Annotated in this window: 12 protein-coding genes; 6 read left to right on the top strand and 6 right to left on the bottom strand. The window is 58.7% G+C overall.

Annotated elements, in window-relative coordinates; all coding sequences use genetic code 11:
• The first annotated feature begins 7 nt into the window (after nt 1-7).
• Nucleotides 8-496 carry a hypothetical protein gene (locus ACMG4M_RS01810; RefSeq protein WP_052042537.1) on the top strand — a complete coding sequence of 163 codons (489 nt, stop codon included), beginning with the start codon at nt 8-10 and terminating at the stop codon, nt 494-496.
• A 218-nt stretch (nt 497-714) separates the two neighbouring features.
• Here the strand turns inward: ACMG4M_RS01810 and ACMG4M_RS01805 are convergent, their stop codons facing one another.
• The gene (locus tag ACMG4M_RS01805) at nt 715-801 is read right to left on the bottom strand and encodes a YHYH domain-containing protein (protein WP_232222028.1); all 87 of its coding nucleotides are present in this window, start codon (nt 799-801) and stop codon (nt 715-717) included.
• Between the two features lie 348 nt (nt 802-1,149).
• On the opposite strand from ACMG4M_RS01805, the gene ACMG4M_RS01800 reads away from it, so the two are divergent.
• Nucleotides 1,150-1,599 carry a hypothetical protein gene (locus ACMG4M_RS01800; protein ID WP_339841907.1) on the top strand — a complete coding sequence of 150 codons (450 nt, stop codon included), beginning with the start codon at nt 1,150-1,152 and terminating at the stop codon, nt 1,597-1,599.
• Nucleotides 1,600-1,760: 161 nt separating this feature from the next.
• Here the strand turns inward: ACMG4M_RS01800 and ACMG4M_RS01795 are convergent, their stop codons facing one another.
• Together ACMG4M_RS01795 and ACMG4M_RS01790 are read right to left on the bottom strand one after the other, a co-directional pair.
• Nucleotides 1,761-3,023, bottom strand: a complete 1,263-nt coding sequence (locus ACMG4M_RS01795; RefSeq protein WP_272975107.1) for a glutamate carboxypeptidase — start codon at nt 3,021-3,023, stop codon at nt 1,761-1,763.
• Between the two features lie 187 nt (nt 3,024-3,210).
• Nucleotides 3,211-3,813 (bottom strand): lysophospholipid acyltransferase family protein, encoded by a 603-nt coding sequence (locus tag ACMG4M_RS01790; RefSeq protein WP_272975106.1) that lies wholly within the window; start codon nt 3,811-3,813, stop codon nt 3,211-3,213.
• A gap of 273 nt (nt 3,814-4,086) precedes the next feature.
• Between ACMG4M_RS01790 and ACMG4M_RS01785 the strand changes: the two genes are divergently transcribed.
• Complete coding sequence (locus ACMG4M_RS01785; RefSeq protein WP_035245969.1) at nt 4,087-4,293, top strand: cold-shock protein; 207 nt, start codon at nt 4,087-4,089, stop codon at nt 4,291-4,293.
• A gap of 249 nt (nt 4,294-4,542) precedes the next feature.
• The gene (gene katG / locus ACMG4M_RS01780) at nt 4,543-6,789 is read left to right on the top strand and encodes a catalase/peroxidase HPI (protein WP_349380535.1); all 2,247 of its coding nucleotides are present in this window, start codon (nt 4,543-4,545) and stop codon (nt 6,787-6,789) included.
• A gap of 85 nt (nt 6,790-6,874) precedes the next feature.
• On the opposite strand, the gene ACMG4M_RS01775 is transcribed toward katG (ACMG4M_RS01780), so the two are convergent.
• Both ACMG4M_RS01775 and katG (ACMG4M_RS01770) read right to left on the bottom strand, forming a co-directional pair.
• Nucleotides 6,875-7,450: an NUDIX hydrolase gene (locus ACMG4M_RS01775; protein WP_272975105.1), complete on the bottom strand. Its 576-nt coding sequence runs from the start codon at nt 7,448-7,450 to the stop codon at nt 6,875-6,877.
• A gap of 184 nt (nt 7,451-7,634) precedes the next feature.
• Nucleotides 7,635-9,803: a catalase/peroxidase HPI gene (gene katG, locus ACMG4M_RS01770; protein WP_339841916.1), complete on the bottom strand. Its 2,169-nt coding sequence runs from the start codon at nt 9,801-9,803 to the stop codon at nt 7,635-7,637.
• Between the two features lie 246 nt (nt 9,804-10,049).
• Here katG (ACMG4M_RS01770) and ACMG4M_RS01765 point away from each other — a divergent pair, with 246 nt between their 5' ends.
• Entirely contained in the window at nt 10,050-10,817 is a 768-nt protein-coding gene (locus ACMG4M_RS01765) for an outer membrane protein (RefSeq protein WP_272975104.1), read from the top strand.
• Nucleotides 10,818-10,959: 142 nt separating this feature from the next.
• Nucleotides 10,960-12,231 carry an ABC1 kinase family protein gene (locus tag ACMG4M_RS01760; RefSeq protein WP_272975103.1) on the top strand — a complete coding sequence of 424 codons (1,272 nt, stop codon included), beginning with the start codon at nt 10,960-10,962 and terminating at the stop codon, nt 12,229-12,231.
• Between the two features lie 58 nt (nt 12,232-12,289).
• Here ACMG4M_RS01760 and ACMG4M_RS01755 read toward each other — a convergent pair whose 3' ends face one another.
• Complete coding sequence (locus tag ACMG4M_RS01755; RefSeq protein WP_414430627.1) at nt 12,290-13,699, bottom strand: aldehyde dehydrogenase; 1,410 nt, start codon at nt 13,697-13,699, stop codon at nt 12,290-12,292.
• Nucleotides 13,700-13,939 lie beyond the last annotated feature (240 nt).

Below are 13,939 nucleotides of genomic sequence, written 5' to 3'. Positions count from 1 at the left end.
AACAAGAATGCCACCAGCCCCGCGACTCACCACCCGCTCCCGTGCATGGCTGGCCAGGAGAAAACATCACCTGGCCTTTCGCCTGATCCTGCTGTTTGTCGCCCTGCGTCTGCGCTGGCTGGCATGGCGCGACCCGGCTTTTCGCAAGGAACTGCAACGGCGAAACATCATGATGGTGTGGCGCACCCATGACGGGCGTATCGCTCGCTGGTTTCATTTCGGCCCCAATCGCGTTCGCAGCGGCTCCGGCCTGCGCGACCGTTGCCATATTTCCGTGAGCTTCAGGGATGCCGACTATGGGGCAACGACTCTAATCCAGCTGCTGGACGATCAGCGGCTGTTTTTTGTCGGCATGCGTCAGGGAAAGATCAGGCTCAACGGCAATATCAAGGGACTACTCTGGTTCAAAACCGTCTCTGAATACCTGGTCCCGGGCGGCGTACAGATATGGCGACCGCGAACCAAGGCCCGGCGGGAAGACAGGGGCGCGCAGTAACTAGACAATCACAACGGGGGAAGTGGGAGTATCGCGCGATAGCCGGGAAGCTATCGCGCACAGGCTCACGGGGGTCAGGCCTCCCATTTCCCATAATCCTGCAGCGGAAAAAGGGACACGCAAAAACCTCCGAAGCAGACCGAAAACACGGTTACCCCAGATGACATCCGAAAGGAAGAGTAGTGGCGCGATACCAAGAAACTATCGCGCACCGAAAATCAGTGGCAGTGATATGGTTTTTTCCCTGCATGACAACCGTTGGCGTCAGTACCGCCGGAGTGAGCCAGTGCGGTGCCAGAGACCATCATAATCAGAGCAATAGCGGCCATTACCTTCTTCATAGTCATTACCTTCCCTTGGTTTATTATCCAACCATACTGCCTCTCACAACCATCAAGCACAATAACTGACCAGAATGTCAGCCTTTTGCTGTTTACTAGAAAGGAAAAGGGGCAGCCACTTAGGGAAAACGACTAATCAGGCCCTGAGCTAACCCGCTACGAACCACCAAGCTAAAGCCCCTGACACTCGCCACCTTTAGCCAACCGCATCCAGCTGCCAAGGTTCATCAACCATAACGTGCCTGCCGAATAATAATGACACCACCTTCCTTATCCAGGGCTTACTCTGCTGCGCGTCAACGGCTTGCCAGAATGAAACACAACATGGGTTTCTGGCTGATCATGCTGTTTGTCAGCTTGCGCCTGCGTTGGTTGGCCTGGCGCAATCCGGTCTTTCGCAGGGCGCTGCAACGGCGCAATACCCTGATGCTGTGGCGCACCCATGACGGCCGCATCGCTCGCTGGTTTCATTTCACCGAAAATCGCGTCCGCAGCGGCTCCGGCTTGCGTGACCGATGCCATGTCACCGTGAGCTTTCACGATGCGGAGTACGGGACAGCAACGCTGATCCAGCTACTGAAAAACCAGCGCGTCTTTGTGACCGGCATGCGCCAGCGGAAGATCCGGCTCAGCGGCAACCCCAAGGGGCTGATCTGGTTTATGAATGTGGCCGGGCATTTGATTCCCGGAGGCGTGCAGTTGTGGCGCAAGCCGGGCAGGCCACAGGGAACGGTGAAACCCAGGCGCAGAGACCAAGGTTAGCTGAAAGGGACAACGTGATAGCGGAGAACCCCACTTCGTGAGCACCCCGATCAGTCTTGATGGTGAATAGACAAGGCAACGTCCGTGCCGATACGCCTCTGACTAGCCAACACACGGCATTTTCTGATCACAACAAAGATGCCGTGCCATGCAGGTACTCGTTACTGCGCGTACTCGTCCCCCAGCTCCATCATCAATCTGGATGCCAGATACAGTCTGGGTACGATGGAATCGATTTCGATGTATTCATTTTTGGCGTGGTAGCCCCAGCCGGCCAGGCCCAGGCTCTCCAGCACAGCCGGGTTGCCTGAGCGGCCGGCATAGCCGGCGTCGGTGCCGCCAAAGGTGCGCGGGATCAAGATCAGCTTGCGGCCATCCAGCTCGTCATAGATCGCCTGCGCCTTGCGCGCCAGGGCGATGCCTTTTTCGCCCGCCATATAAGGTGGACGGCCCGGCTCCAGGCGCACACTCACTTGCGTATCCGGCACAAGCTGGCTCTCACTGACTTTTTCATTCAGCGCTGCCAGCAATCGTTCACCGGCTTCCTCGCTGAATATTCGCACATCACCGGAGGCTTGCGCGTCAGCCGGAATCTGGTTGCGCTTGAGTCCGGCATGGGCGGTGGTCCAGTTCAGTTGGGCGTCGTCCATATCATCCGCGACTTTTTCAGTCTGCAGTAGCTGGTGAGACAGCTCCAGCAATGCATTGCGGCCCTGATCCGGGGCGGAGCCGGCATGAGCGGCTCGCCCTTCTACCGTCAGTACAGCCTGCCCCGTGCCCGCCGCCCCGAGCAGCACACCGTCAGCGCCCAGCATCGCCCTGGCCGGGCTGGGCTCAAACGACAGCACCGCATCCTGGCTGGCCCCTTCGTCGGCGATGATCTCACCGGAGCCGGTGGAGCCGATTTCTTCGTCCGGGTTAAACAGCACGGTGATCAGTTCGTAATTCTGCCAGCCCTGCTTCCTGAGAATATCCAGGGCATGCAAAATCACCGCGATGCCACCCTTGTCGTCCGCCACACCCGGGCCATAGAGACGATTGCCTTCGCGATATAGCGGCTCGTTTTCCAGAATTCCTTTGGCATACACCGTATCGGTGTGGGCAATCAGCATGATGCGCAGAGCGCCATTACCACTGAGTGTGCCTTTGATGATATCCGCGGTGCCGGTGGTGGTTTTGATGCGGGAGACCTTGGCATCCAGCTTGCGTAATCGCTTCTCCACGTAGTCCGCCATCCTGGCCACCCCCGGCAGATCATCAGAACCGGATTCGATCAGCACCATGTCTTCAAGCGACTGAATCACGCCGGCCTCCTGCTTTTCGGCCGCCTCAAGCAGACTGTCGGCGGAGGGGGAAGAATCCGAACACCCCATGAAAACCAGACTTGCCAGGCCAATAAACAGAAAGCGCTTCATTCCTTTCATCTCAATGCCTCTTCCTTGCTATTCCAGGCGCCAGCCCGCCTGCTGAGTGAGTCCTGCGTAGTAAATCAGCGTAATTCTGGCAGCACCAAGGTTACGTCAATGTTCCGGCTCTATTCCGGAGGCTCATCCAGGGCGCTGCAATCAAGGGACGCAGAGAAGGCAGACGACAGCATCAGGCATTCAACGCCTACTTTCCGTAATGCGCCCGCACCGGCCCGGACAGTTTGCTCGGGTGCTTCGGGGTGGCGCTGGCAAAGTGGGCATAGATCTGCTGCAGATCGGCTTCCATATCGTCACTGGGGTAAATCACCACCGGGAAGGAGAAGGTCTTCGCCTTGTAGTCCGCCAGGGCCAGGATGATCGGCACATTGGCCTGCTTGGCGATGTGGTAGAAGCCCAGCTTCCATTGCTCGGCGTTGCTGCGGGTGCCTTCCGGGGTGACGGCGATCAGTAGCTTGTCGCGCTGGCGGAATTGCGCCACGGTCTGCTCGACCATGCCGCCCGACTTGCCGCGCTCAATGGGCATGGCGCCGAGCTTGCGCAGCAGCCAGCCCAGTGGGCCCTTGAACAGGCTGTGCTTGATCATCACGTTCACGTCCTGCTGCAAGGCAGAGCGGCTGACCAGGGCCAGCACACCATCCCAGTTGGAGGTATGCGGGCCGCCGGCGATCACGGCGCGGTCGATGTCCGGGAAGGGGCCCGCCCGCCAGCCGGTGAGGCGCAGCAGGGCCTGGGCGATCAGCTGGCCCAGGGGAGCCCGACGTTTGCGGCCTTCCGTATGGTGACTCATTAAGTGCTCCGCTATGAAAAAACGGGAGTATATCGGATTACCGCCCTGCTCCGGCAGCTGTCACCCTATCCGACTGTCGGTAGTGAAATTTAGCTGGACAGGCGCTGGCGACCTCTGTAACGTAACCAATAGCTAAAAAATCACGCTTGAATCAAGTACTACATTTCGCTGTTTTATTCGTATAACTCGTCCTGCAGTCCACAAGTCCAAGTTCCGTTTTTCAGCTACACAAGCCTTAACCGGCGAAACATCATTATTTTCAGGATTAGTATTATGTCTACAGTGAAAGGTACCGTTAAGTGGTTCAACGAAGCTAAAGGTTTTGGTTTTATCGAGCAGGAAGGTGGTCCGGATGTGTTCGCACATTTCAGCGCCATCACCGGCTCTGGCTTCAAGACCCTGGCCGAAGGCCAGCAAGTTGAGTTCACCATGACTCAAGGTCAGAAAGGTCCTCAGGCTGAGAACATCGTCGCTCTGTAAGCGATCGTTCCGGTAACAAAAAAGGGCGCCTCCTTCGGGACGCGCCCTTTTTTTATGTGCTTTTTCGCCTGAACCACACCAGACCGACACCCTGTCGGAGCCATGTATGCATGGTGACTGGGCTGCCGCGCCCCCTGCCCTATCAGCTTTCCTGATACCGACCATAGGAAACCAGCATTGCTGTCATAAATGAGTAACGTCTATATTTTCCTGGTGCCTTGCGAGAAACAACCAAGAGGAGAGCACACCATGAGAATAAAGACTGCAACACTGGCGGCCGCCATTGCCTTCGCCGCCTCAGCCACCCTCACGGCCAGCCCCATTGGCCATCCCCATTATCAGAAAAGTCCCGCCCGCTCCCCCATGGCCAGCCCGTATTGGTGGCCGGAAACCCTGGACCTTCGCCCGCTACGTCAGCACGCTGAAAAATCCAGCCCGCTGAACCCCGACTTCAACTACGCCGACGCCTTTGCCGAGCTGGATCTGGAAGCGGTAAAAGCCGACCTGCGCAAGATGATGACCGATTCCCAGGACTGGTGGCCCGCGGACTACGGCCACTATGGCCCGCTCTTCATCCGCATGGCCTGGCACAGCGCCGGCACCTACCGGATTCATGATGGTCGCGGCGGCGCCCGTGGCGCCCAACAGCGCTTCGAGCCGCTCAACAGCTGGCCGGACAACGTGAGCCTGGACAAGGCCCGCCGCCTGCTGTGGCCGATCAAACAGAAATACGGCAACAATATCTCCTGGGCCGACCTGATGGTGCTGGCCGGCACCATTGCCATGGAAGACATGGGCTTCGAAACCTATGGCTTTGCCGGTGGCCGCGTGGATGACTGGGAAGCAGACATTACCTACTGGGGCTCGGAAACCGAATGGCTGGGCGACGAGCGCCACAGCGGTGACCGGGAGCTGGAAAAGCCTCTGGCCGCGGTTCAGATGGGCCTAATCTATGTGAATCCGGAAGGCCCCAATGGCAAGCCGGACCCACTGCTGGCCGCCGAGGACATTCGCCAAAGCTTCGGTCGCATGGCCATGAATGACGAAGAAGTGGTGGCCCTGATCGCCGGTGGCCACACTTTCGGCAAGGCCCACGGCGCCCACAAGCCGGAAAAATGCCTGGAAGCCGAACCTGCCGCTGCCGCCATTGAAGAACAGGGCTTCGGCTGGAAAAACAACTGTGGCACCGGCAAGGGCGCCGACACCATCACCAGCGGCCTGGAAGGCGCCTGGTCGGTAGACCCGGTAGCCTGGACTCACCAGTACCTGGACAACCTGTTCGGTTTCGAGTGGGTGCAGACAAAGAGCCCGGCTGGCGCCACTCAGTGGATCCCCGCCGATGGCCAGGCCGCCAACCTGGTGCCTGACGCCCACATTGAAGGCAAGCGCCACGCGCCGATCATGTTCACCACTGACCTCGCCCTGAAGGAAGATCCGGCCTACCGGAAAATCGCCAAGCGCTTCCATGAAAATCCGGAAGCCTTCGAAGACGCCTTCGCCCGCGCCTGGTTCAAGCTGACCCACCGTGACATGGGGCCCCGCGAGGGCTACCTGGGCCCGGACGTCCCGTCTGAAGCCCTCAGCTGGCAGGACCCGATCCCCGAGGTGGACTACAAGCTGATTTCCGCCGGGCAGGCCGAGGATCTGAAAGCACAGATCCTGGAGTCCGACCTGACGGTACCGGCGCTGATCCGCACCGCCTGGGCGTCCGCGTCTACCTTCCGTGGTTCCGACATGCGCGGTGGCGCTAACGGCGCCCGCGTGGCTCTGGCACCGCAGAACGACTGGCCGGTAAACAACCCGGACGAGCTGGACAAGGTATTGGCTGCCCTTGAGGAAATCCGTGCCGACTTCAATGAAGGCGGCCTGTTCCGCAGTAGCAAGGTATCCCTGGCGGACATGATCGTGCTGGGCGGCGCCGCCGCCATCGAAAAGGCCGCTGCCGATGCCGGTTACGACATCGAAGTACCGTTCACGCCGGGTCGCGCCGACACCACCCAGGAACTCACCGATGTGGATTCCTTCGCGGTGCTGGAACCGAAAGCCGACGGTTTCCGTAACTACTTCAGCAAGGACAGCCACCTGGCCCCCACCGATGCACTGGTGGACAAGGCGGACCTGCTGACCCTGAGCGTGCCGGAAATGGCAGTGCTGGTAGGCGGCATGCGCACCCTGGGCGCCAATGCCGACGGCAGCAACCACGGCGTGTTCACCGACAAGCCGGGCACCTTGAGCAACGACTTCTTCGTCAACCTGCTGGACATGTCCACGAAATGGCAGCCATCCGCAGAGAATGAAGGGTTGTATGTAGGCATGGATCGCCAGAGCGGCGAACAGAAGTGGACCGCCACCCCGGTGGACCTGATCTTCGGCTCCAATGCAGAACTGCGTGCGGTGGCCGAGTACTACGCGCTCAACGATAACGATGACGTGTTCGTGCAGGACTTTGTCGACGCCTGGACCAAGGTCATGAACCTGGACCGCGTACGCTTCTGATCTGCCCTGCAACGCCGGCAGGCCCACAAGGCCGCGCCGGCACTCAGAACCCGACGGCGGCGCCACAAGCGCCGCCGTTTTTTTGTTATCCCTCCCCGCGCTTTCTCAAAAACTCCTGCAGCATGCTGTAACTCAACCCCCAGATGCAGTAGCCCTGATAACGGCAACAGGGAAACGTCATTTTCCCCACCGGCGTGCGGATCTGCAGCGTGGAACGGTGTGCCGGATTGCTCAGGTAATCGAGGGGAATCCAGATGCCTTGTTGTGCTTCATGGTTGAGCGAGACCCTGTGATCGCCCTGCCAGGCAAACACATGAGGCGTCACCACCATGGGACTCCAGCGGCTGTGGTGGCGGGTGAGCAGATCCGACAACCGCGCCTGATACTCGCCCTGGCGAAACAGATCCAGCCCGGTTTCCTCCAGGGTTTCGCGCATGGCGGTGTGGCGGCTTGAGGTATCGCTGCGCTCCAGGCGTCCGCCGGGAAAGGCCATGTCGCCGGACCAGGGGTCGCCATCGCGGCGGGCCCGCTGAATAAAGAACAGCTCCCCATCACGCGAACGGGGCCCACGGTAGATCAGCGCCACCGAGGCACGGGTAACGTGGCGCCGGAACGGCAACTTTTGCGGGCGATATTTTTGTAGCCAGCTCAGGGGTGGCATGACGGCTCACGGTAGCAATAACTCCACGTAGAATACCATCAGGATCAAACATCTGCCGTTGGAGCCTTGTTCACAAGGCGAATGATCCGGCATCAATTAAACCCCTTTCGCCTTGCGAGCAAGGCTCCAACAAAAAAAACGGTGCGCTGTTTCCAGCGCACCGTTTTGACTGACAAGCGATGGATTACTGCTTCAGATCAAAACGATCCAGGTCCATCACCTTGGTCCAGGCGGCCACGAAGTCGTTGACCAGTTTCTCCTGACCATCGGCACAGGCATACACTTCGGCCAGGGCCCGCAGGACCGAGTTGGAACCGAATACCAGATCCACCCGGGTTCCGGTCCACTTCACCTTGCCGCTGTCGCGGTCACGACCTTCGAACGCTTCTTCATCGCTGGAGGTAGCTTTCCACTCCGTCCCCATGTCGAGCAGGTTGACGAAGAAGTCGTTACTCAAGGTGCCCGGCTTGTCGGTGAACACACCGTGCTGGCTACCGTCATGGTTGGCGCCCAATACTCGCAGACCACCCACCAGTGCCGTCATCTCCGGCGCAGTCAGGGTGAGCAATTGCGCCCGATCCACCAGCAGGTGTTCCGCACCGATGCTGAACGGGCCTTTCTGGTAGTTGCGGAAACCATCCGCCGCCGGCTCCATGGGCTCGAAGGACGCCACATCGGTCTGCTCCTCGCTGGCATCGGTCCGCCCCGGAGTGAACGGCACGGTGATGGCCTGCCCGGCATCCTTGGCGGCTTTCTCGATACCGACACCGCCGGCCAGTACGATCAGATCTGCCAACGACACCTTCTTGCTGCCGCTATTGAAGTCGCTCTGGATGCCTTCCAGGGTCTTCAGCACCTTGGCCAGCTGCTGTGGCTGGTTTACCTCCCAGTCCTTCTGCGGGGCCAGACGAAGACGGGCACCATTGGCGCCGCCACGCTTGTCGCCACCCCGGAAGGTGGAGGCAGACGCCCAAGCAGTGGATACCAGCTCAGCCACGGACAGGCCAGACTCCAGGATCTCGCTTTTGAGAGCAGCAATGTCCTGGTCGTTGACCAGCTCATGATCCACTGGCGGCACCGGGTCCTGCCAGATCAACTCTTCCTTGGGTACTTCCGGACCCAGGTAGCGATCACGGGGGCCCATGTCACGGTGGGTCAGTTTGAACCAGGCACGGGCAAACACGTCGGCGAATTCCTCCGGGTTCTCATAAAAGCGCCGGGAAATCTTTTCGTAGTCCGGATCAAAACGCAGCGACAAGTCCGTAGTCAGCATCATCGGCTTGTGCTTTTTGCTCTTGTCCTGGGCGTAAGGAATAACCTCATCTGCGTCCTTGGCTACCCACTGCTTGGCACCCGCCGGGCTGGTGGTCAGCTCCCACTCATAGCCAAACAGGTTTTCGAAGAAGTAGTTGCTCCACTGGGTAGGCGTCTGGCTCCAGGTCACTTCCGGGCCGCCCCCCATGGTGTCGTCGCCCTTGCCGGTGCCCACCGGGTTGCGCCAGCCCATGCCCTGTTCGGCCAGGCTTGCCGCTTCCGGGTCGGGACCGATTTTTTCCGGGTCGCCCGCACCGTGAGCCTTGCCGAAGGTGTGACCACCAGCGATCAGCGCGACGGTTTCCTCATCGTCCATGGCCATACGCGCAAAGGTTTCGCGGATGTCATGGGCCGCGGCCTTCGGGTCCGGGTTGCCGTCCGGGCCTTCCGGGTTCACGTAGATCAGGCCCATCTGTACCGCGGCCAGCGGGTTTTCCAGGTCGCGCTTGCCGGAATAGCGCTTGTCGCCATCCAGCCAGCCCTGCTCGGCACCCCAGTAGACGTCGTTGTCCGGCTCCCAGGTATCTTCCCGGCCGCCAGCAAAACCGAAGGTCTTGAAGCCCATGGATTCCAGCGCCACGTTACCGGCCAGAATCATCAGGTCGGCCCAGGAAATCTTGCTGCCGTACTTCTGCTTGATCGGCCACAACAGGCGACGGGCCTTGTCCAGGTTCACGTTGTCCGGCCAGCTATTTAACGGCGCAAAACGCTGCTGACCACGGCCGCCGCCGCCACGACCATCACCGATGCGGTAAGTACCAGCACTGTGCCAGGCCATGCGAACAAAAAGACCACCATAGTGACCGAAATCCGCCGGCCACCAGTCCTGAGAGTCGGTCATGAGCGCATCCAGATCTTTCTTCACCGCAGCGAGATCAAGACTGTTGAATGCCTTGGCGTAATCAAAACCTTCATCCATGGGATTGGACTTGGCGGAATGCTGATTGAGAAGGTCCAGACGCAACTGATTGGGCCACCAATCCTGGTTGGTCGTCCCCCCACCTGCTGCGTGGTTAATCGGACATTTACTCTCTGTCATAGCGCTCTCCTTCCTTGTAGGTGGGTTCGGCGTATTTGTTACTCTGTTGTAGTCCTTTTGATGCCGGATTGGCCAGTTTAGTTTGCCAAATGAGGTGATAGTTTTTATTAAAAACGAACGCAAGTGCGTCAATACAGGCTTTCCCCGGCTAATGTTCCCGCATTAGATGCGCCATTCAAAATTTATACAAATAGTGACATATAGATTAAAATGACAGCTGGACTACAAAAAAAGGGAAAGGAACCAATGAAAAAACAACACCTGCTTGCCATGACCGGCGCGCTTTCAATTGCCGCCCTGTCAACACCTGCCATGGCTGAGACCGGCCCTGGCGGGTTTTACGCTGGCGCAACGCTCGGTTACCAGACCACGGATATGGACTGGAAAACCAACCTAACACTAGCCCCCAACGGTAGTGTTATCGCTCCCTCATCAGACACCACCGAATCACTGGATGATTCCAATGCCAGCTATGGCCTCTTTACTGGCTATAACTGGGTGGTTGGTCAGGGGAAATGGGTGCTGGGCGCGGAATTCTCCGCGGTGCAGACTGATGCCAGTGACGAGATCCGCAATCGTATCCCCGGGCTGGGAGACCCCAACTCCAATCCGACCAGTTTTTCTGAAGTCGAGACTGACGACCTGGCGCTGGGCCTTAGCGTTCGCGGCGGGTACATGCTGCATGACAACACCATGGTGTACAGCAGCCTTGGCGTATCCCAGCTTGAAGTCGAAACGACAAGCACCTGCCCCGCCGACACCAACGTCTGCAACCCGGCTGACGGGCTCCAGCGTTTCAGTGATGACGAGCGCATGAGCGGCTGGGCGCTAGGTATTGGGGCGGAACATTTCCTCTCTGATAACCTGGTTCTGAGAGCAGAATATCGTTACACCGATTATGGCGATTTCGACTTTACTGCCATACCAGCTCAGGGCGGCTCAAGTTTAGGAGCAGACGCGACAATTGAAGTCGTCCGGCAAACCCTTGAGCTTGGTGCCGCTTACAAGTTCTAAACCTCTCCTCGCTGCTTTCTAGCAGCGGCATGGGCCCCTCCAGCAATCAGGACGGGGCCCATCTTTTCTGCCTTCCCTGATTTCGCACATAATCAGAGCACCTTTGCTATGCTGCCAATATCGTATTGGCACAGGGATCCCCATGGAATCGAGCACGCCCGACCAGCCCCAGAGCCTGGGTGAAACCACGCGCATGCTGTGGAACGCCCGTGGCCGCTACAAGCGGGTACTGGCCACTGCCGCCAGCCTGCAGAAAGTGGTGTGGAAACATCGCAAGGTGCTGGGCAGTGGCGATGAGCAGGCGCTGCAGCCTCTTCATGAGGATGTGGCAGCCAGCCTGGCCACCCTGTTTCGCGACAACGGCGGCGCCTGGATCAAGTTTGCCCAGTTTCTCAGTTGCCGCCCGGACCTGTTGCCTGCGCCCTATATCGACGCCTTTTCCCACCTCCGGGAAAACGCGCCGAAAGCCCATTTCGATGACATCCAGCCCTGGCTGAAAGCCCAGCTTGGCCATGACTGGGCGGACTCTTTCAGCGCCTTCAATATCATCCCCATGGCCGCGGCTTCCATCGCCCAGGTACATAACGCCATCCTGAAATCCGGCGCCGAAGTGGCCGTGAAACTGCAGCAACCCCGGGTCAGCCAGGAGTTCTCCGAAGATGCCGCCGCGCTGCGATTGCTGGCCAAGGCGCTGAAACCGCTGCTGCGCGAAGTGGATGTGGAACAGATCGTCAACCAGCTGATCACCACCACCGAACGGGAGCTGGATTTCCGCCTGGAAATGGCCCACATGCAGGATTTCAGCGAACTGCCACACCTGCCCGGCATCAAGGTGCCGCGGGTCTACCCGACTCTATGCAGTGCGCAGATGCTGGTAACGGAGTGGATCGAGGGGAAGAGTCTTTCCACGTTGTTGCGTGAGGACGAAGAGCAGGCCAGGCCGCTGCTGGAGCGTTTACAGGCCAGCATGATGCAGCAGGTACTGGAGTTCGGCCTGTTTCATGCAGACCCGCACCCGGGCAACTTTATCGTCACCCCGGACGGCGATCTGGCAGTACTGGATTTCGGTGCCGTGGAGTATGTGGCCGCCGAGGACCGCCAACACTACACCGCGCTATTGATGCGCTTGCTGGGGATGGGCGACGGGCCGCTGCTACCCCTGTTCGAAGCCGCCGGTTTTAGCGGGCTCACAGAGGAGCGACTGGAAAAACTGTCGGCAGCACTGGTCTCCGCCCGCCAGGATACCGATGCCACCCTGGCGGATAACCTGCGCACCCTGCTGGACGAATTCCGCCGCCTGCGACTGGTGATGCCGGATTCCTTCGTAGCCATGGTGCGGGTGCTGATCACCGTGGGCGGGCTGATGACCCGCTACCAGATTCCGTTTTCCTGGGGTGGTTTTGGTGCTCGTTAAATCGATCACTGCGGTGCAGTTCGCCTGAGGCGAACTGCACCGAAAACGGCGCCAGTCGTTACTTGATCATCTTCTTGAGCATGTTCACCTTGTCCTTGTAAGGCGCGTAGCGGAACTTGATATCGAACAGGGTGGTGGCCTTGAGGATGCTGCGCTTGTGGGAGAAGGCATCGAATGAATTCTTGCCGTGATAGGCCCCCATGCCGCTTTCACCCACGCCGCCAAATGGCAGGTTGGGATTGGCCACATGCATGACCGTGTTGTTGATACAGCCGCCACCGAACTGGGTGTTATCCAGCACCTGGCGCTCCACCTGATCGCTACTGGTAAACAAATACAACGCCAGCGGATGTTGTGGCAGTTTCTTCAGGTTGACGATCAACTCTTCCAGGGTGGAGTAGGTCAGCATGGGCAACACCGGGCCGAAGATTTCCTCCTGCATGATCGCATCATCCATGGAGACATCTTTCAGAAGGGTCGGCGCGATGTAACGCTGCCCCGCATCAGTTTGGCCACCCACCAGCACCTTGGCCTTGTCGATCAGTGCGGCCACCCGATCGAAATGCCGATCGTTGATCATGCGCCCCAGATCCGGGTTCTGGCTCGGTTCATCACCGTAAAACTCGCGCAGGGTCTCCACCATTTCCTTTGCAAAGGCATCGCGGATATCCGCATGGACATGAACATGATCCGGCGCGATACAGGTCTGTCCCACGTTGAGCATCTTGCCGGAGAGAATACGCCGGGCCGCCACTTTCAGGTTGGCGTCCTTGTGTACGATGGTGGGGCTCTTGCCGCCCAGCTCCAGGGTGACCTTGGTGAGATGCTTCGCTGCGGCCGCCATCACGATACGACCGACACGGGGGCTACCGGTAAAGAAAATATGATCGAAGCGCTCTTCCAGCAGCGCATTGGTCACTTCGGTGCTGCCCTTGAATACCGCCACGTATTCATCGCTGAAGCACTCCTTCATCATCTTCTCGATCACATTCGCCACGGTGGGATTCAGTGACGACGGCTTGAGAATAGCCGTGTTACCGGCAGCGATGGAACCGATCAGAGGCTGAACCAGCAACAGGAAGGGGTAGTTGTAGGGGCCGAGCAAAAAAGTCACCCCTTGTGGAGTGGACTCGATGCGGCTACGGCCGGGCTGGGCCCACATTGATGTGCCCACTTTTTTCGGCTTCATCCAGCTTTTCAGGTGTTTCAGGGTGTGCTTGAGATCTTCGATGGCGGTGCTGATCTCGATATAGGCCTCGAATGGCGGGCGGCCAATATCCGCCTTGAGCGCATCCTGAATTTCTTCCTGATATTTCACGATGGCGTCTTTCAATTTCGTAAGCTGGCGCAGCCGAAAGTCATAGCTGCGGGTGGCACCGGTTTCGAAAAACCGCCGCTGCAGCTCTACCGCCGCACCGGCCCAGCTTTGTGACTGCTTCAGGTTTTCACTGTCCAATACCGCACCCATGACTCGCCTCCTCGTTATTCGCTTAACCGCAAGGGTTGGGGAAACGAGTGTTCCATGGGTAGCGCCCCGGCTCTACACAAAGCGGGCAATCAACCTGACCAAAACAATCAGAAAGTGGCGAAAAAAGATATTTTTCCTGTCACTTAAACAAACAGAACATACATGTCCCGCTTCCATATATACCGAATGGTTTTTTTGTAGGAGCTATGCTTGCATGGCGAACCGCCGAAGGCGATCAGC

The organism is Alcanivorax sp. IL3, assembly GCF_047495465.1.
Lineage (GTDB): Bacteria > Pseudomonadota > Gammaproteobacteria > Pseudomonadales > Alcanivoracaceae > Alcanivorax > Alcanivorax jadensis.
This window is presented reverse-complemented; position numbering and strand designations above follow the sequence as displayed.